At 67.0% G+C, this 18,010-nt stretch carries 15 protein-coding genes; 3 read left to right on the top strand and 12 right to left on the bottom strand.

Features of this window, described 5'->3' with window-relative positions:
- Positions 1 to 122: 122 nt before the first annotated feature.
- From rfbD to rplU, 9 genes are all read right to left on the bottom strand, one after another.
- Positions 123 to 1,007: a dTDP-4-dehydrorhamnose reductase gene (gene rfbD, locus OG609_RS27585; RefSeq protein WP_327275289.1), complete on the bottom strand. Its 885-nt coding sequence runs from the start codon at positions 1,005 to 1,007 to the stop codon at positions 123 to 125.
- Entirely contained in the window at positions 1,004 to 1,990 is a 987-nt protein-coding gene (gene rfbB / locus OG609_RS27580; RefSeq protein WP_327275288.1) for a dTDP-glucose 4,6-dehydratase, read from the bottom strand. Before rfbB ends, rfbD begins: the two co-directional genes overlap by 4 nt.
- Positions 1,987 to 3,057, bottom strand: a complete 1,071-nt coding sequence (locus OG609_RS27575) for a glucose-1-phosphate thymidylyltransferase (RefSeq protein ID WP_327275287.1) — start codon at positions 3,055 to 3,057, stop codon at positions 1,987 to 1,989. Before OG609_RS27575 ends, rfbB begins: the two co-directional genes overlap by 4 nt.
- Positions 3,058 to 3,207: 150 nt before the next feature.
- Positions 3,208 to 4,434: a glycosyltransferase family 2 protein gene (locus OG609_RS27570; RefSeq protein WP_327275286.1), complete on the bottom strand. Its 1,227-nt coding sequence runs from the start codon at positions 4,432 to 4,434 to the stop codon at positions 3,208 to 3,210.
- Positions 4,435 to 4,575: 141 nt separating this feature from the next.
- Complete coding sequence (locus tag OG609_RS27565) at positions 4,576 to 6,600, bottom strand: hypothetical protein (RefSeq protein ID WP_327275285.1); 2,025 nt, start codon at positions 6,598 to 6,600, stop codon at positions 4,576 to 4,578.
- A gap of 153 nt (positions 6,601 to 6,753) precedes the next feature.
- Complete coding sequence (locus tag OG609_RS27560; protein WP_327275284.1) at positions 6,754 to 8,253, bottom strand: bifunctional cytidylyltransferase/SDR family oxidoreductase; 1,500 nt, start codon at positions 8,251 to 8,253, stop codon at positions 6,754 to 6,756.
- A 285-nt stretch (positions 8,254 to 8,538) separates the two neighbouring features.
- On the bottom strand, positions 8,539 to 9,975 hold the full coding sequence (gene obgE / locus OG609_RS27555; RefSeq protein WP_327275283.1) for a GTPase ObgE: 1,437 nt from the start codon (positions 9,973 to 9,975) through the stop codon (positions 8,539 to 8,541).
- A gap of 162 nt (positions 9,976 to 10,137) precedes the next feature.
- Positions 10,138 to 10,395, bottom strand: a complete 258-nt coding sequence (rpmA, locus tag OG609_RS27550) for a 50S ribosomal protein L27 (protein WP_018103204.1) — start codon at positions 10,393 to 10,395, stop codon at positions 10,138 to 10,140.
- Positions 10,396 to 10,409: 14 nt separating this feature from the next.
- Positions 10,410 to 10,730, bottom strand: coding sequence for a 50S ribosomal protein L21 (gene rplU, locus OG609_RS27545; RefSeq protein ID WP_030921216.1), 321 nt, complete (start codon positions 10,728 to 10,730; stop codon positions 10,410 to 10,412).
- A 311-nt stretch (positions 10,731 to 11,041) separates the two neighbouring features.
- Here rplU and OG609_RS27540 point away from each other — a divergent pair, with 311 nt between their 5' ends.
- The 3 genes from OG609_RS27540 to OG609_RS27530 all read left to right on the top strand — a co-directional run bounded on the left by OG609_RS27540 (position 11,042) and on the right by OG609_RS27530 (position 14,579).
- Positions 11,042 to 11,227 (top strand): hypothetical protein, encoded by a 186-nt coding sequence (locus OG609_RS27540; protein WP_327275282.1) that lies wholly within the window; start codon positions 11,042 to 11,044, stop codon positions 11,225 to 11,227.
- A 78-nt stretch (positions 11,228 to 11,305) separates the two neighbouring features.
- Positions 11,306 to 11,908: an acyltransferase gene (locus OG609_RS27535; RefSeq protein WP_327275281.1), complete on the top strand. Its 603-nt coding sequence runs from the start codon at positions 11,306 to 11,308 to the stop codon at positions 11,906 to 11,908.
- Positions 11,909 to 12,323: 415 nt separating this feature from the next.
- Positions 12,324 to 14,579: a glycosyltransferase family 4 protein gene (locus OG609_RS27530; protein WP_327275280.1), complete on the top strand. Its 2,256-nt coding sequence runs from the start codon at positions 12,324 to 12,326 to the stop codon at positions 14,577 to 14,579.
- Positions 14,580 to 14,734: 155 nt separating this feature from the next.
- Here OG609_RS27530 and OG609_RS27525 read toward each other — a convergent pair whose 3' ends face one another.
- From OG609_RS27525 to OG609_RS27515, 3 genes are read right to left on the bottom strand one after another with little or no spacing between them, the layout of a single operon-like run.
- Complete coding sequence (locus OG609_RS27525) at positions 14,735 to 16,117, bottom strand: glycosyltransferase (protein WP_327275279.1); 1,383 nt, start codon at positions 16,115 to 16,117, stop codon at positions 14,735 to 14,737.
- Entirely contained in the window at positions 16,114 to 16,689 is a 576-nt protein-coding gene (locus OG609_RS27520; RefSeq protein WP_327275278.1) for a hypothetical protein, read from the bottom strand. Before OG609_RS27520 ends, OG609_RS27525 begins: the two co-directional genes overlap by 4 nt.
- A gap of 9 nt (positions 16,690 to 16,698) precedes the next feature.
- Positions 16,699 to 17,853: a glycosyltransferase family 4 protein gene (locus OG609_RS27515; RefSeq protein ID WP_327275277.1), complete on the bottom strand. Its 1,155-nt coding sequence runs from the start codon at positions 17,851 to 17,853 to the stop codon at positions 16,699 to 16,701.
- Between the last annotated feature and the right edge of the window lie 157 nt (positions 17,854 to 18,010).

Genomic DNA, 18,010 nt, shown 5'->3' with positions numbered 1-18,010 from the left:
GGTCCCCGGCGAAGTTACCCCATGACCGCACTGCGATGTAAGCGTTCTCCCCTATGTAAACCTTCGTTGTTCACATCTTTGGAATTCGACGGGATTTGACTACCGATACGATAATTTGACAATCACGACCGCTCCGCTGCGAGGAGTGCCGGGAATGCCTCTTCCAGCGCCGCCCGCCAGTCCCGGATCGGTTCGATCCCGGCCTCCGCCCAGCGGTCGTGTCGCAGCACGCTGAAAGCGGGACGGGGAGCCCGCCGTACGAAGGCCCCGCTGGTGGTGGGGCGGACGCGCGCAGGGTCGGTGCCGAGCAGCCGGAAGATCTCCCGGGTGAAACCGAACCAGGTCGTCTCGCCGCCGCTGGTGCCGTGGTAGACACCCGCGGGGGCGGTGCCCGCGAGGGCGGCCTGTCCGAGCCGGACCAGCAGGTCGGCCAGATCGGCGGTCCAGGTGGGCTGTCCGCGCTGGTCGTCCACCACGTCAAGGGTCTCCTTGACGCCCTCCAGCTTGATCATCGTACGGACGAAGTTGCCGCCGCCCGTGCCGTACAGCCAGGCGGTACGGACCACGTAACCGGTGTCCGGCAGGGTGTCGAGCACGGCCTGCTCGCCGGCCAGTTTGGTGCGGCCGTAGGCGCTGCGCGGTCCGGTGGGGCCGTCCTCGGCATAGGGCTTCTCGCCGTCCCCGGCGAAGACGTAGTCGGTCGAGACCTGGAGGAGGACGGCACCCTGCTCACGGCAGGCCGCGGCGAGGACCTCGGGGCCTGTGCCGTTGACCCGCAGCGCGGCGTCCTCCTGGGACTCGGCGTCGTCGACAGCGGTCCAGGCGGCGCAGTTCACCACGACGGCGGGGCGGTGCTTGCCGAAGCCTGCACGCACCGATCCGGGGTCCGCAATGTCCATGGCCGCACGGTCCGCGGCGACCGCGGTGACGTCCTCACGGGCGAGCCGGGCCAGGACGTCCTGGCCCAGCATCCCGGCGGCTCCGGTGACCAGCCAGACGGCGCTCACAGCGCGGCCCGGTCCTTCAGCGGCTCCCACCAGGCGCGGTTGTCGCGGTACCACTGCACGGTCTCGGCGAGGCCGGTGCGGAAATCCTTGCGGGGCTCGTAGCCGAGCTCCTCGCGGATCTTGGTGCAGTCGACCGAGTAGCGTCGGTCGTGGCCCTTGCGGTCCTCCACATAGGTGACGCTGGTGTCCCAGTCGGCCCCGCAGGCGTCGAGCAGCAGACCGGTCAGCTCCTTGTTGGAGAGCTCGGTGCCGCCGCCGATGTTGTAGACCTCACCGGGCCGGCCCTTCGTACGGACCAGTTCGATGCCCTGGACGTGGTCGTCGATGTGCAGCCAGTCGCGGACGTTGGCGCCGTCGCCGTACAGCGGGACCGTCTTGCCGTCCAGCAGGTTGGTGACGAACAGCGGGATGACCTTCTCGGGGAAGTGGTGGTGCCCGTAGTTGTTGGAGCAGCGGGTCACCCGCACGTCGAGACCGTGGGTGCGGTGGTACGAGAGCGCGATCAGGTCGCTGGACGCCTTGGCCGCGGAGTACGGCGAGTTGGGCGCGAGCGGATCGGTTTCGGGCCAGGAGCCCTCGTCGATCGAGCCGTAGACCTCGTCGGTGGAGATGTGCACGAAGGTCTTGATGCCGGCCAGGTGCGCGGCGTGGATCAGAGTGTGGGTGCCCACGACGTTCGTACGGACGAATTCGGCGCCGCCGTCGATGGAGCGGTCCACATGGGATTCGGCGGCGAAGTGCACCACCTGGTGGTGCTCGGCCATCAGCTTGGAGACCAGCTCGGGATCACAGATGTCGCCCTGTACGAACCTGAAACCGGGGTGGTCACGCACCTCGTCGAGGTTGGCCGGGTTGCCCGCGTAGGTGAGCTTGTCGAGCACGGTCACGGCGATGTTGCCGGGACCCTCGGGGCCGAGCACCGTACGGACGTAGTGCGAGCCGATGAAACCGGCGCCGCCGGTCACCAGGATATTGGTGGTCATGAAGAGATCTGCACCTTGCTGTGATCGCCGAGTACGAGTCGGTGCGCGGACGGGGAACGGGGCGCAGGGGTCACCTCGACGTCACGGCCGATGAGCGACGCCTCCACTCGGCGGACACCGGCGATGGAGGCGCCCCGCAGAACGATGGAGTACTCGATCTCGCTGTCCTCGATCCGGCAGTCCTCCGAGACCGAGGTGAACGGGCCCACGTACGCGCCGCTGATCACCGACCGGGCGCCGATGACCGCGGGCCCGACGATGCGGCTGCCGCTGACCTTGGCGCCCGCCTCGATCCGCACCCGGCCGATGATCTCGCTGTCCTCGTCGACCTCGGCCTCCTCGTGGGACGGCTCGATGGACTCCAGTACGGTCCGGTTGACCTCCAGCATGTCGGTGACATTGCCGGTGTCCTTCCAGTACCCGCGGATCGTGGTGGAGCGCACGTCGCGCTTCTGGTCGATCAGCCACTGGATGGCGTGCGTGATTTCCAGCTCGCCCCGCCAGGACGGCTCGATCGAACGGACGGCCTCGTGGATGGCGGGGGTGAAGAGGTAGACACCGACGAGCGCCAGATCGCTCTTGGGCTCCTTCGGCTTCTCCTCCAGGGCCGCTACCCGGCCGTCGGCGTCGAGCTCCGCGACACCGAAGGAGGTCGGGTTGGGCACCTGGGTCAGGAGGATCTGCGCATCGGGCCTGTCGGTGCGGAACTCCTCCACCAGACCGGTGATGCCGCCGACGATGAAATTGTCACCGAGGTACATGACGAAGTCGTCGTCCGCCAGGAAGTCACGGGCGATCAGCACCGCGTGGGCGAGGCCGAGCGGCTCGTCCTGCGGGATGTACGTGACCTCGATGCCGAGCCGCGAACCGTCGCCGACCGCCTCGCGGATCTCCTGGGCGGTGTCGCCCACGATGATGCCGACCTCGGTGATACCCGCTTCCGCGATGGCCTCCAGGCCGTAGAACAGCACGGGCTTGTTCGCGACGGGCACCAGTTGCTTGGCCGAGGTGTGTGTGATGGGACGCAGGCGGGTGCCGGCCCCTCCGGACAGTACGAGAGCCTTCACTTGACCAGTCCTCATGGTTGAGATATCGGTCTTGTCGCGGCTGCGACCTGCTGGGCGACTCTACTGAGAATTGCTGCGCAATTCGTAGTGCGTCAACTCTGTGAACGAGATACGGACACACATCCGGAGCAAGGGCAATGGCGGGACTGCTCAGCCTGCGCTGATCCGCAACTTCCAGCGCCGCGCGTCCCGCCGCATACGCCGGACTATGCGCCGTGACAGCGACGCCCTGCGGGCTACGACCTCGGGCTTCTCGATGCGCTTGCCGTCGTGCCAGTCGGGCACGGTGACCTCGAAATCGGAGTCCGAGAGACCACTCGAACGGTCCCGGAAGTGCGGGTACGCGAGGAAGAGCTTGTCCCGCTTCCGTGAACTGACCACATCCGGAACGGATTTCGCCCGCACATACGTCAGCATGTCCACCAGCACATCGGCCCGGCCCCGCGCCACAGCGGCGAGCCGCAGCCTCTCGGCGACCTTGATCAGGCGCGCCACGCCGTCGTTCCAGTACGTGTCCATGAGCGGCGCCGCGAGCTCCATCTTGTGGCGCCGGACCTCCTCCGAGTCCCGGAGGAAGCCGGGACCGAACTGCTGCATCATCCCGACCGTGAAGGGGCGGACCATCAAGAAATCCCTCTTCGGCCCGGCGGGTTCAAGCCGGTGAATGAGCGCCATCATGGCCCGCATGGAGTCGAAGCGCCATTCATAGGTGCCGCTCTTGGTGACGTGCTTTCCGTCGTCCCGGCCGACCAGGTAATAGCAGGTGTAATTGGAGATGACGGAGACTCCGGCACCCCGCAGATACGCCTCCATGGTGAAGAGCGCGTCCTCACCGGTCTTGAGTCCCTCATCGAATCGCAGGCCGAGTCGCTCCAGCATTTCACGCCGGAAGAGTTTCTGCGCACTCAGCGTGTAAATGACCTTTGAATTGTATACATTGACCCGGTCCTTGGTGGCTGTCCACATCGACCGGGGCGCTCCGCGATTGACCCCGATCACCTTGCCGAGCACCACGTCGGTGTTCGCCCGGTCGGCCCTCGCGACCATCCGCTCCAGGGCCTCCTCGCCGAAGTAGTCGTCCGCGTCGAGGAAGAAGACATAGCGGCCCCGCGCCATGCCGAGACCCACATTGCGCGGCCCGCTGGGGCCGCCCGAATTCGCCTGCCTGACCACCCTCGTCGGAACCGCGGACCGGGCCGCGAACTCCTCCAGGTACTCACCGGTGCCATCGGTCGAGCCGTCGTCGACCGCCACGATCTCGATCCGGTCGGCGCCGATGGTCTGCGCCTCCACGGATTCGAGACAGCGAATGAGGTAAGGCATTGCCTCATATGCGCCGATGATCACGGTTACGTCAGGAATTGGCTTCTCGTTCACATCAACAGAAGACAGTCGACCCAGAGCGTTGGTTGCCCGTCACCGCACACCAAAAGAGTGAGCTTTGTCACAAAGGCCCGGCACAACCCTTTCAGGGCTATGCCGGGCCTGATGAATCGTGTTAACGGACCAGGTGGGTCGTCACTTGCTCACGCGTTCGGCGAGGCTTCTCGCCAGGCCCGCGTTCCGAGCCTCCGACTTGACTGCGAGCGCCTTCACGGCCGTGTCGAACTGCTCGATCGAGGTGGGCTCGTCGGGGCCGAGGAGGTACTCCTTCAGCACACGCCTGTCGACCGCAAAGGTGTCCGCGGCAGGATCCACCACCGCAGTGAGCAGGGCGTCCAGCTCGGTCGCGGCATTGGACAGGATGACCGCGGCACGTACCGCGGTGTTCTGCCTACGGAATTCGTCCTCACCCAGCGCAGCCGAATCGGTGACCGCGTACGGCTTGCCGCTCGCGATGAAGTCCGACACCACGCTGGAGATGTCCGAGACCATGGCGTCCGACTCGTTGAAGCAGTCGTACAGACGCATCCGGGCGCCCGTGATGACCTTGTGCTCCCACCAGCCGAACGCGCGCCAGGAGGCGGCGTTCCACTCGTCCTTGAGCCGCGCGATCTCGGCCTCGCGCGCCGGGTCGGCCAGCGAGTCGCGGGACATCTCGGCCTCGTCCCCGGCGACGTGGCCGCCGCTCGACAGCGCCTCGAGCCGCGCTTCGATACGGGCCAGTTCGGCCCGTGCCTCGGCCTGCACCGGCTGGAGCGCGGCCGATTCCTTCGCCCAGCGGGGGTCGGTGGCGCGCTCGACGCCCGCCTTCTCGATCATCGCGGTGATCCGCTGGTGCGCGGCCTTGGCCTTGGCGCTGCGGGTGCCCGTGAAGGGGTGCGGCTTGTAGAGCAGGCGGACCGGCTTCTCGGAGTTCAGCAGCCGCTTGACGATGTTCTCGCCGGCCAGCAGCAGCGAGGTGTTGCCCGGGTTGTCGTCCCAGCCTTCCCAGGTGGGGGCGTACAGCACGGTCGGGATCGGGTTCTTCTGCGCACCGGTCCACGACTGGATGGCGGCCAGCTGCGGGCGGCCCACCTCGACGATGTCCTCGTCGCGCACACCGACATCGGCCAGCGCGTAACGGTCCCGGCCGGCCCGGCCCGCGGTCCACACCTCGTCGTAGGCCTTGCTGTAGGGGTTGACGCTGGCGAGCTTGTCGCTGTCGCCGTGGCCGATGAATACGTGCTTCATCGTCGGCACCCGGAGCAGGTGGATGTTCTTGCCGACGTTGGCCGGGTAGAGCGCGACCCGAACCGACGAGAGGTCCAGATTCATCAGGTGCACGCCGCCGGCCACACAGAGCACCGGCACCGATGTCGTGTTCAGCTGAGGAAGTATCGCGCGCTCGCGCAGCAGGATCAGCGGGCGCCCGTCGAGCTGCGCCATGGTCTCCAGCCACATGTTGACCTGGTAGGCCGAGTCCTTGGAGCCGGAGAAGTAGAGAACCACGGTCGGCTGGTACTCGCGCAGCCAGGCACTGACCGCGCCCAGCACCTTGGCGTCGGGCGCCACGAGGCGCTTGGGGCGGATGTACGGGAGGAGCGCCGCCAGGTAGCAGGCCGCGAGAACGAGCGTGGTGGCGAGACCGACGTAGGCGATGCCGTGCCGATCGGTCTCGACCGCGACCAGCACGCCCGCCATCGCGAAGATGTCCAGATGGAGCATCTTCTCCGCGGAGCGGTTCATCAGCAGCGCCGGCGGGGCATCCGGGATGCGCACCCCGTCCAGGTCGACGTTGCGCGTGACCACCGGGAGCCTCCGGCGGAGCTTGATGAGGGTGACCACGGCGCTCTGCGGTGCCTGGAGCCCGTAGAAGGCCAGCAGGCAGGCGACCGTCACGTAGAACAGCGTCTGCTCTCCGTACCCCATACGGGAGAGCAGCAGGATCAGCAGCAGCTGGCGGACCAGGAAGCGGATCGAGAGCCCCGCGCGGACCGCGGCGAGCCGGTTGACCAGGTAACTGCCGCAGTGGTGCAGATACTGGTCGGCGAGATAGGTCACCGCGGCAGCGCCTGCGAAGAACCACAGATTGGGGATTATTGCCGCGAGCATTATGCACGGGAATCCCAGGGCCATGAGAAGGGCGGCGGCCAGCTCCGAACCACTGCCCACTCGAGCCATGCGAATGGCTTTCGAAATCACGAAGTACCGCTCCCGAGGATGCCGACTGATTACCTTGCGGGGAAAATGTGAAGCCTGAGCTTCACGAATTCGGACCCCTGCAGTTCGCACGCGGCGTCCGCAGAGGTCCGAATAGTCGATTGTCAAGCAGTATTACACATCGGCCTGTCGGTCCAGGACAGCGGCCAGCGCCTGTTCGAAGCCGGATGCCTCGGAGGCACCTCGGGTCGGGTCCTGCTGCCGTACGTCAATGACATGGCCGGTCATCTCGGAGAGCAGGACGTCGAGGGAGGTCCTGGCGACCGCCTCGGAAGAGAGCAGCGTGCCCGCGGGCTCGTCGCCGAACGCCTTGGTACGCATCGGGGTGGCGGTGCGCTCGGGGTTCACGCAGTTCACCCGCACTCCGTCGCCCGCCCACTCGTCCGAGAGCGCCTGGGTGAGGTTCACCATGGCGGCCTTGGTCGACGAGTAGAGGCTGTACTCGGCGCGGCCCCGGGTGTAGCTGCTGGAGGTGTAGAGCAGCAGCTGACCCTTGGTCTCGGCGAGGTACTTGTACGAGGCGCGGGCGATCTGAACGGGCGCCAGGTAGTTGACGTTCAGCGCTTCCTGGATGGTCGTGTTGTCCGTCTCGGCCAGCTTGCCGATGCGGAGCACGCCCGCGGTGTTGATCACGTAGTCGACGCGGCTGGTGTCCGCGTACGCCTTGGAGAGCGCGTCGTCGACGTGCTCCGGGTTCTCCACATGCGTACCGGTGGTGGAGCGGCCCAAGGCGTAGACGGAGGCGCCGTAGGACTCGGCGAGCGCCGCGATGTCCGCGCCGATGCCGTACGAGCCGCCGAAGATGACGAGGGTCTTACCGGTGAGCAGCTCGCGGTAGGCGGCATCGTCGGTCGGCTGCGGCACGGCCGTGGAGGCCAGCTGGAAGAGCTTGTCCGCGATGAAGACGTCGACCGGCTGGGTGACCTTCATGTTGTACTCGTCGCCCGCGACCACGTAGATCGGCACGTCGGGGAGGTACTTCAGGACGACCGAGCAGTCATCGGTGGCCTGGAAGTTCGGGTCGCCCGCAGCGACCTCGTACGCCCGGCGGATCGTGGAGAGCTTGAAGGCCTGCGGCGTCTGGCCGCGGCGCAGCCGGGACCGGTCGGGCACGTCGGTGATGAACTCGCCGTCGCCGCCGTGGGTGCGGGTCACGATGATCGTGTCCGCGGACGGGATGGCGACGTCGACCGCCTGGTAGCGGTCCAGGGCGTCCACGCAGTCCTTGATGACACGCTGCGAGAGCAGGGGGCGCACGGCGTCGTGGAAGAGGACGTTGCGGTCCTCTCCCTCGGCCAGGCCCTCGCCGAGGGCCGCGATGGCGCGCTCAGTGGTCTCGTTGCGGGTGGAGCCGCCCTCGATCACCTTGGTGACCTTGGTGAGTCCGGCCTTGGCGACGATCTTCTCCACATCGGGCACATAGCCCGGAGCCATCAGCACGATGACGTCGTCGATGGAGTCGGCCTGCTGGAAGATCGACAGCGTGTGCTCGATGACAGCCTTGCCTGCGATCTTCAGCAGCTGCTTGGGAATGGACAGACCCACGCGCTGGCCGGTACCGCCGGCCAGCACGACTGCTGTGGTTCGGGCTTTGGCTATGTGCTGAGCAGACACAGACGACCTACCTTGAGGGCTGGGAGATACAGCGATGGTTGCACTCTCCGTTACCGTCTCGCAAGGCGGACGTCGGCTCCCCCACGCCATATCGACACCTTCTGTTGCCTTGCGATCAGCGCGAATGCCGGAATTGACGCTTCCCTGCCGGGTGACCGATGCCACACGGCTGAGCGGCATGAATCACCCTTGAGCGGGTTCGGTTACGCCGGTCACGCGGCGCGGAGAACGCGCCCGGCGCCGGACGGGCTCGCAGAACGAGTCCGTCCGGCGCCGGTCCACGGTCTAGAACGGGTTGAAGTCGTCGAACTCGCGCTGCACCTCGTCGCGTTCGGACTCACGGTCGCGACGGCGCTGCGCCGCCGGGCGCGGCGCTTCGAGACGGTGGTCCTCGCCACGCCGGCCGAGCATCTCCGCACCCGCGGCCATGGTCGGCTCCCAGTCGAAGACGACCGCGTTGTCCTCGGCGCCGATGGCCACGCCGTCGCCCGCACGGGCGCCGGCCTTCATCAGCTGGTCCTCGACACCGAGACGGTTGAGACGGTCCGCCAGGTAGCCGACGGCCTCGTCGTTGTTGAAGTCGGTCTGCCGGACCCAGCGCTCCGGCTTCTCGCCGCGCACCCGGTAGATGCCGTCCTCCTCCAGGGTGACGGTGAATCCCGCGTCGTCGACGGCCTTCGGGCGGATGACGATACGGGTCGCCACCTCCACGGGCTTGGCCGCGCGCGCCTCGGCGATGACGCCCGCGAGCGCGAAGGAGAGCTCCTTCAGGCCGGTACGGGCGACGGCGGACGCCTCGAAGACGCGGTAGCCGCGCGCCTCCAGGTCCGGGCGGATCATGTCGGCGAGGTCCTGGCCGTCCGGGATATCGATCTTGTTGAGGACGACGATGCGGGGCCGGTCCTCCAGGCCGCCGTACTGCTTCAGCTCCTCCTCGATCATGTCGAGGTCGGAGACCGGGTCGCGGTCGGACTCCAGCGTCGCGGTGTCCAGTACGTGCACGAGCACCGAGCAGCGCTCCACGTGCCGCAGGAACTCCAGGCCGAGGCCCCGGCCCTGGCTGGCGCCCGGGATCAGGCCCGGGACGTCGGCGATGGTGTAGACGGTGCTGCCCGCGGTGACCACGCCGAGGTTGGGGACGAGGGTCGTGAAGGGGTAGTCGGCGATCTTCGGCTTGGCCGCCGACAGGACGGAGATCAGCGAGGACTTGCCGGCGCTCGGGTAGCCCACCAGCGCGACATCGGCGACGGTCTTGAGCTCCAGGACGATGTCCCGGGCCTCACCGGGCTCGCCGAGCAGCGCGAAGCCGGGGGCCTTGCGCCGGGCGGAGGCCAGCGCGGCGTTGCCGAGGCCGCCGCGGCCGCCCTGGCCGGCGACGAACGTGGTGCCCTGGCCGACCATGTCGGCCAGCACGTTGCCGCTCCTGTCGAGCACGACCGTGCCGTCGGGAACCGGCAGGACGAGGTCCTGGCCGTCCTTGCCGGAGCGGTGGTCGCCCGCACCGGGCTGGCCGTTGGTGGCCTTGCGGTGGGGGCTGTGGTGGTAGTCGAGGAGCGTGGTGATGTCCTGGTCGACGACCAGGGTCACATCGCCGCCACGGCCGCCGTTGCCGCCATCCGGGCCGCCGAGCGGCTTGAACTTCTCACGGTGAACGGAGGCACAGCCGTGGCCTCCGTTACCCGCGGCGACATGCAGCTCGACGCGGTCCACGAAGGTGGTCATGGTTGGAACCTCCAGTTACATACATGCAGAAATGTCTCACTCGTGCTGTCCCCGCATGGGAGAAAGCCGTCTCTCATGGGAGAAACACGCGAAAGGCGGACCCGCTTCCCGTACGGGAAGTGAGGTCCGCCTCCGCAGAAACCGCTCGACGAGCGCCGAAAGTCAGCCGGCGATCGGAACGATGTTCACGACCTTGCGGCCACGGTGCGTGCCGAACTCGACCGCACCGGCGGCGAGTGCGAACAGCGTGTCGTCGCCACCACGGCCGACGCCCGTGCCCGGGTGGAAGTGGGTGCCGCGCTGGCGGACCAGGATCTCACCGGCGTTGACGGCCTGACCGCCGAAGCGCTTCACGCCGAGCCGCTGAGCATTGGAATCGCGCCCGTTCCGGGTGGACGATGCGCCCTTCTTGTGTGCCATGTCTCCTCAGTCCCTTACTTCGCAGCCGCGGGGATACCGGTGACCTTGATCGCCGTGTACTGCTGACGGTGACCCTGGCGACGGCGGTAGCCGGTCTTGTTCTTGTAGCGAAGGATGTCGATCTTCGCGCCCTTGTGGTGGTCCACGACCTCGGCCTGGACCTTGATCCCGGCCAGCACCCACGGGTCGCTGGTCACGGCGTCGCCGTCGACCACGAGCAGGGTCGAGAGCTCGACCGTGTCGCCAACCTGGGCAGTGGAAATCTTGTCAACCTCAACGATGTCACCGACAGCAACCTTGTGCTGGCGGCCACCGCTGCGCACGATGGCGTACACGCGGATCTCTCTTTCGCTCGGAACGGATCCCCTGATGCCAGCCGCCCGCACAGGCCGAAGCCCGCGACGATCCGGAAGGATGAGCGGCCTCTCCTGACGGACGAGTCCACCAGGAGGAATGTGCTCAGGGGTGGGCGCGCATGGAAACACGCCGAGGGTCAAGGTTACGGGGCCACCTGCAGGGGGTCAAACCGGGGTCGGCAGTTCACCGGGCACCGGCTCGGCCCTCGGCAGCCGCTGTCCGCTTCCCGCGCGGTGCACCGCGCGGGAAGTAAGGAGAAGAAAGGGATACCGCCGCCAGGGTCACGAGGGTGCGCGGTTCCCTGGCCGACGCCCCGCAGGCGGCACTGAGATCCACGTCGAAGCAGCAGGGCAGCCCCGCATTGGCGCATCAGGACCGGCCGAAGGAAGCCCCGAAGGCTCGCTCGGCGTTGCCCGCCCCGGCCGGCATCGTCCAGGGGCGGATCCATCGCGGGCCGGGCTTCGGCGTGGGGTGACCCGCGAACCTGCGTGCACCGCTGTCGACCACCGGCTCGTATGCTCTCGGCAAGTCCGCTCTCCGGAAGGCATGGCAAGTGAACTACAGGGTCCAGCCCACCGCTCAGGTCGACGATCGCGCCGAGATCGGGGCCGGCAGCAGTGTGTGGGAACTCGCCCAGATCCGCGAGGGTGCCAAGCTCGGTGAAGGTTGTGTGGTCGGCCGCGGCGCCTACGTCGGCACGGGCGTGCAGATCGGCAACAACGTCAAGCTGCAGAATTACGCTCTCGTGTACGAGCCCGCCGAACTCGGTGACGGCGTCTTCGTCGGGCCGGCCGTGGTCCTCACCAACGACCACAACCCGCGCTCGGTCGACCCCGACGGAAGGCAGAAGCGCGGCGGCGACTGGGAGGCCGTCGGTGTGAAGGTCGCAGAGGGCGCTTCCCTGGGTGCCCGCTCGGTCTGTGTCGCGCCGGTCCGGATCGGCCGCTGGGCCATGGTGGCGGCCGGCGCGGTCGTCACGAAGGACGTACCCGACTTCGCCCTGGTCGCCGGTGTCCCTGCCCGCCGGATCGGCTGGGTCGGCCGCAGCGGAGTGCGCCTGACCGAGCAGGCCGGCGAACCGGGCGTGTGGAAGTGTCCGCAGAGCGGCGCCCTGTACGAGGAGAAGGACGGCGTTCTCGCCGAGCGCGGGGCCTGATTCCGTGCCGGACGGGGCCGATGGCGACCTGGTTTCCCATCGGCGCCGTCGGCCCGCCTCTCGATGGAAAGCCGAGTGCCCGGTGTCCTCTTCACCGGCCCTGTGTTTTCGCGCGTGAACCCCAGGCATTTCCCCGCCAAGGCACTCTTCGGTTCACGCTCGGGCCAGTTGGCGATCCGGCATCCGCCGGGGCGCCGGCACGAGTCATCTCACCAGCTGAACACTTCCTTGCGGAAGCGGCTGATCCGCTCCGGGCGAGGCGCCCCGGAAGCGCTGCACAAGGCGCCCGTCGACACCTCATTAGGATGCGCCCGCGATAAGCTGAAGGACACTGCGCCGCACGGATGTGCGACCTGCTCGATAAGGCCGCATCTACCATCGTCAGGGCGCAGAGTGAACGTGCGAAGGGATGTAAATGAATAGCCACGTGCTCTATCTCGCACACGGCAGTTACCGAGTGCGAGCAGCACGCGAGCACGTGAAGAGGCTGGCGGAATCCGGCGTTCGTGTACTGCTGGTCGTACCCGACACCGAGGACTGGGCGGATGCCGCCGCCGAGCTGGACGGCCTCGCCAATGTCGAGGTCGTCCAGCTCGTCCCCGACAAGCACGGTTCCCTCCAGAAGGCGACGAAGAAGCTCGCCCTGGCGAAGTCGGGGCCCGCCGCCTCCATCGACACGGTGATCGCGGGCGACGCCCAGTGCTTGCCGACCGCGTGGACGCTGAAGAAGCTTCGCCCCGAAGTGACGCTCCGTCTGGAGCCTTACCAGGAGCGAGCCGCCGAACCTGCCGACATCGCCGTCATCACGCCGTGGTATCCCTCGCCGAACAACCCCTACGCCGGCGCCTTCGTCCAAATGGCCACGCGCAGCGTGGCGGGCCGGTTCGACCGGGTCTCGATCCTGCACACCGAGGACTGGTCCGGACGCGCCGACGCCCCGCTGAACGACGCCATCAAGATCACGGTGGACCGTCTCCAGGACGACAGGGAACTGGTCCCGGTCCTCGACACACCCGAAGGCACGCTCCTCCGCGCCCCGGTCCCCCTTATCCACCGGAAGAACTACAGCCCCTGGGTCACCACCCAGGAGACCGCACTCCGCAAAGCACTGCCCGGTGGCCGCATCAAGGCCCCCATCATTCACGCCCACACCGGGATCTACGGTGGCGTTCTCGCCCTGCGACTGGCACAGCCGGACGCCCGCATCGTGGTCACGGAGCACGTCACCTTCCTGAAGAAGATCTTCGCTCAGCCCGCAGCACGCGCGCTCTACCGCGATGTACTGGTGCGGGCGGACGCCTTTCTCTGCGTCAGCACATATCTCCGCGATCAGGTCGCGACCGAGTTCCCGGACCTCGCACACAAACTGCAAGTGGTACCGAACGTCATCGATTTCGATGCGTTCTCTCCTGGCTGCGAGTACTCCCCAAGCCTGCTCAAGTGGCTGTATGTCGGCCGCCTGATCAAGCACAAGGGGGTGCGCGAGCTGCTGGAGGCATTCGCACTCGTCGCCGAAAAGGAACCCCTGGCCACCCTCACCATGGTGGGCAGCGGAGCCCTGGAGGAAGAACTCCTCACGCGCGCCCAGGAGTTGGAGATTGCGGACCGGTTCCGCATCCTTCCTCCCGTGGCCCCGGACGAGGTCAACGGGCTGATGCACCAGCATGACCTGCTCGTGCACGCGAGCAAGGTCGAGACGTTCGGAATGACCATAGTCGAGGCCGTCGCCGCAGGGCTGCCGGTCCTCGTGACCCGTAGTTTCGGACCCGAGGAGACCCTGTCCGGCATTGAGTCCGAGGCAGGGGCGCTGATGGAGGTCAGCGACGACCCGCAGATCATCGCCGACGCGTACTGGAACCTGCGTTCACGCGTGGCCGAACTCGATCTGCCCGCGGCACGCGAAGAACTGGAGCAGCGGTACGGGGCTCCGGCTGTGGCACAGCAGTTGATGGCCGTCTATCTGGATCGCCCCTCGCCGTCGGCTGTCGATACGACGGTCTCCCGGAGCGGGAAGTCCGTTGCAACAGAAGGGCCTGATTCTGCTGCGTCGGCCGCGCCCGGGACCGAGCCGGGGAGCACCGCCGCCGCGACCCCGGCGGAGCCGGCCGGCCGGGCGGTGCTGCTCGCCCTCACGCCCCCCAAGTCCCGCCGCATCGCGGACTTCGCGAACCATCTGCTGGAGCGCGGTGTTCACGTCACGGTAGTGACCGCCAACACTTCCGTGTGGCAGCGCACCGGCCTGGATCCGCGCGCCGTTCTGGTGAGCATCGAGCAGGGCGAGAAGAAGCTGCGTATTCCTCGTGGCGAACGCTTCCTGGTCTATCGAGTACCGCGCGCCGTTCTGAGCCGTGCGCGTAGAACTGCCCGGAAGAGGCGAGGGACCATCACACCCGAACTCATGGTTGCGGCCACACAACGGGTTCACAAAAAGGCCGCGAACGCGTTCCACAAGAATGTCTTCAATCGCGGCTATCAAGAGGTGAGACCACAGCTGCTCTCACGCATCGCTCGTCGCGAGGCGCTCCCCGAGCTGCGGCTGGATCTGACGGACCACGTGTTCGTGTGCGACATCAACAGCACGGTCACGGGGTGGAAGTGGGCCAAGACCTATCCGAACCTCACGGTGACGACCAATCTCGACCGCAGTCTCTACGCTGCGAAAGACGCGTAACAGCTGGGTGGCCTTGTCGTACGACAAGGCCACCCAGTCCCGGAGACGTCCGACGGTGAGGCTGCCTGGGCAGCTGCGCCACCCGACGACATCGCCCCACCCTCCATGAACGGAGGGTGGGGCGACTTCATGTCTGCGTCTGCGGGTGCCCGCGCCTACTCCGCGGCCGGGTGACCCACAATTTCCCTCAGTCGTTCCTCAAAAGGAACCAGAACGGCCTCTCGCGTGTAAATATCGGCATGCCTCCGAGCCGATTCACGCTGCTCCGGCCCGAGGTCTCGGGCAGCCTTTCCGGCCGCCACCATCGATGAAGCCAACGCGTCCACGTCAAGACTGTTCGCGTTGAACCACAGCGGATATCCCTCCAGTACATCCTGGGCCGCAATTCCCGGCGCATGCACGGAGACAATGGGATGCCCGAACGCCATGTACTCAAATATCTTGCCCGAGGTGACGTACTTCCCGCCGCCTGCCAAGAACACCAGTACATCGGCGTCCTCGTAGACTTTCCCTACTTCCGTCTTGGAGACCGGACCGCAGTAGCGAAGGCCGGTGTCCTCTTCCCCGTGCTCACGGACGGCGTCGTCCAGACCGAGGCGCTGGAGCAACGCCTGGGGGCTGTTCTTGAAGAATCCCAAGTGCCCGTGGATCTGCAGTTCGGCGTCGGCCAGTTCCGGGTGCCTACGGGCGATCTTGAAGGCGTCAGCCATCTCTTCCACCGGCTGCTTGCCGGTGAGCGTCCCGAGGTAGGCGAACTTCAGCGGTTGCGGCGCCTGCTCGGGACTGGCCGGCTTCTGCTCCGCATCCGGCGCCGCGGCTGGGGGAATCACATCGGCGTCCCAGCCGTTCGGGACCACCATCATGCGGTCGGCCACGTCCGGGTAGCGCTCCGCATGCCAGCCGCGCAGTGCTTCATTCACGAAGACCGCAGCGGAGGCCCGCTCAAGGGCCCTCTTCTCCCACTTCCAGGCGATGTGCCCGTCGGGGAAGGCCGGCTCGTCGGTGAAGAGGTCCAGCGTCCAGGAGTCACGGTAGTCCATGACATACGGCACTCCGGTGAGGCGATTGAACAGCCAGGCCGCCCCGAACGAGGCAAAGGGATTTCCCGTCGCAATGACGACGTCGAATCGCTTCTTCGCATGGAGTTTCAGTGCGCGGGCCACCGACGCCCTCGCCCACGAGGCATAGCGCTCGGGGAAGACCTTCTCCTGGCCGAACTCGTAAAGGCGTCGCGCCATGAGCGGGAACGTGCGGCGCAGCCTGCTGAAGCTGCGGAGGTCCTGCTGCCAGGAGTACTGGTTCAGGGACGGTCGTTCGACTCTGATGCGTGGGTCGACCGTCTCGGAAAGGCCTTCGTCGACCGACCCGATGACGTCGTAGAGAAAGTCGAGCGGCGCGGCGCAGACGGTGACGTCCCAGTCCTTTTCCGCCAGGTGGTTGGCCGTCGCCCTGGCCCTGTACACGCCACTGGCACGCGAGGGCGGGAAGTAGAAGGCCAGATAGAGCACCCGAAGGCGTCGGCCACTACGGTTGTTCATCGTTGTCCCTGTGTGGAGGCGATCGGCGATCGCTGAGCTGTGGGAGGTACGTCGTAATCCAGGCCGTAGCAAACCCGTGGGAGGGGCCCACGAACGGCCCAGGCTTCCATCAGTTCCACTGCACGGGGAACGGACAGCGCATCACTGACCACCAACAGGTCGAGCCCGCCGCGAGCGGCGAATGCCGTGCTGACCATGCGGGCCCGGGCATCGGGCCACAGACGGCGGTGCAAGGGCACGAACACTCTGCGGTGCACCCGGCCGGCCACCCGTCGCTCGTACATCTTGAGCGCCCGTCGCGAGCGGCTGCGCAGCGGCCCCTGGCCGATCGCGCGGACCGTCGCTCGCGGCGCGCGGTACAGCACCGCGTGCTCCACTCTTCTGGGCAGGTGACGTGCCTCCAATTCCTTGAAGGTCGCGACCGTGACACCCGGCGCGAACTGCACACCACTCCAGGACTTCTTCTTGTCCACAACGACGATGACCTGCGCGCCGTTCGATGCGGCCTCGGCCGACTCGTCCAGGACCGCCCGCTTGCGCGATGCGCCGAGGGCCAGGAACAGAACCTGCATGTCACTCCATCATTCGAGGGTGCCGGCCCGTTCGGAATCCTCACCCTGGTTGTGCGTCGCGGCAGGGAACCAGAGCCGGTAATGAGCCTCGGCGACGGCCTCGTAACCGTAACGACCGTCCAAGGTCTTCTGAGCCAGCTCCAGATCCACATCACGGTCGAAACGGTTCCGCAGCCGCCAGTAACCGTCGGTGATCGATTCCGGATTGTCCTCGACGTCGATCATTTCGCCCGCGACGCTCTCGATGCCCGCGAGGGTCTCCTCCGGCCCGCCGCAACGCGTGACGAGAACGGGCATACCCGCGGCGACTGCCTCCACCACTGTCATGCCGAACGTCTCGTACCGGCTCGGATGCACCAAGAGGTCGTGCTCACGCATGAGGTTCAGCGCCGCGTCGGGCGGTACAGCTCCGAGGAATCGGACCGCGTCTTCAAGCCCCAGCTCGGTCGCTCGCGCGGTCAGCTGCGCGCGCAGCTCGCCCTCTCCCACCATCGTGAGCGTCAGCTCGGGATCCTTGGCATGACACTGGGCGAACGCCTCGACCAACAGGTCGACCCCCTTGCGGGGGATCAAGCCCCCCAGGAAGAGCCACCTGCGGAGCTCGGTGACCGGGACAGCCCGCTTCTCACGGAAGGAGATGGGGTTCGGGATCTGCTGGATCTTCTCCGCGTGATGGGGGAACGCGGCGGTCAGCACGTCGCGGATCGGCTCACCGACGGCGAAGAACCCATCGACCCGATGCAGCACCTCGTCATAGAGGGCGCGCGCGTCCGGCTCAGCCAGTACCCGATCCAGGTAGGTGGCGTGCTCGGTCACGAAAACGCGGGCGTCCGGGCGGGCATTCTGTAGAGCGGCCCAGGCACCGGGCAACCCGACATGAGCGTGTACCACCGGGGCGGCGATGGGTTTCCCGCCCAGGGCCGCCCTCAGCTGCCGTTCATGATTCCGCGCGAGAGGCCCGAACTCCTGACTCCGGGGAGTGGTGACAGCCAGATGGACCAGCTGTGCGCCACCCACTGTCGGAGTGGGGCGAACGGCCAATGGAGCGAGGGTCCGGTTGGCCGCTTCCACCGCGTCCGTGGTCCGCTGGTCCATCCGGGAGACCCACGTGTCACAGTGGTACACGAGGGCGTTGTCGCAGCCGGGCGCCGTGGCATCGACCATCGCCTGGACGAAGGCTCCGCGGAAAGGCAGCTCCCTTGAGGGATACCAAGGCGTGACAATTGCTACGTCACGGGATGCCGCCTCGTTCATCTATGACTTCCTCCCCGCGACACAGTCTTGAAAGCACACTTTATCATCGGGGCGATTCCTCACTTCC

This window comes from Streptomyces sp. NBC_01224, from assembly GCF_036002945.1.
Lineage (GTDB): Bacteria > Actinomycetota > Actinomycetes > Streptomycetales > Streptomycetaceae > Streptomyces.
The sequence above is the reverse complement of the archived record's forward strand: the minus strand, read 5'-3'. Positions and strand labels throughout refer to the sequence as shown.

Excerpts from the sequence above, each read along its gene's own strand:
- OG609_RS27515 (WP_327275277.1), bottom strand. The coding sequence starts at position 17,853 with ATGGTCGATGCCACGGCGCCCGGCTGCGACAACGCCCTCGTGTACCAC.
- OG609_RS27565 (WP_327275285.1), bottom strand. The coding sequence starts at position 6,600 with ATGGCTCGAGTGGGCAGTGGTTCGGAGCTGGCCGCCGCCCTTCTCATG.
- OG609_RS27525 (WP_327275279.1), bottom strand. The coding sequence starts at position 16,117 with ATGAACAACCGTAGTGGCCGACGCCTTCGGGTGCTCTATCTGGCCTTC.
- rfbB (WP_327275288.1), bottom strand. The coding sequence starts at position 1,990 with ATGACCACCAATATCCTGGTGACCGGCGGCGCCGGTTTCATCGGCTCG.
- rpmA (WP_018103204.1), bottom strand. The coding sequence starts at position 10,395 with ATGGCACACAAGAAGGGCGCATCGTCCACCCGGAACGGGCGCGATTCC.
- obgE (WP_327275283.1), bottom strand. The coding sequence starts at position 9,975 with ATGACCACCTTCGTGGACCGCGTCGAGCTGCATGTCGCCGCGGGTAAC.
- OG609_RS27530 (WP_327275280.1), top strand. The coding sequence starts at position 12,324 with ATGAATAGCCACGTGCTCTATCTCGCACACGGCAGTTACCGAGTGCGA.
- OG609_RS27520 (WP_327275278.1), bottom strand. The coding sequence starts at position 16,689 with ATGCAGGTTCTGTTCCTGGCCCTCGGCGCATCGCGCAAGCGGGCGGTC.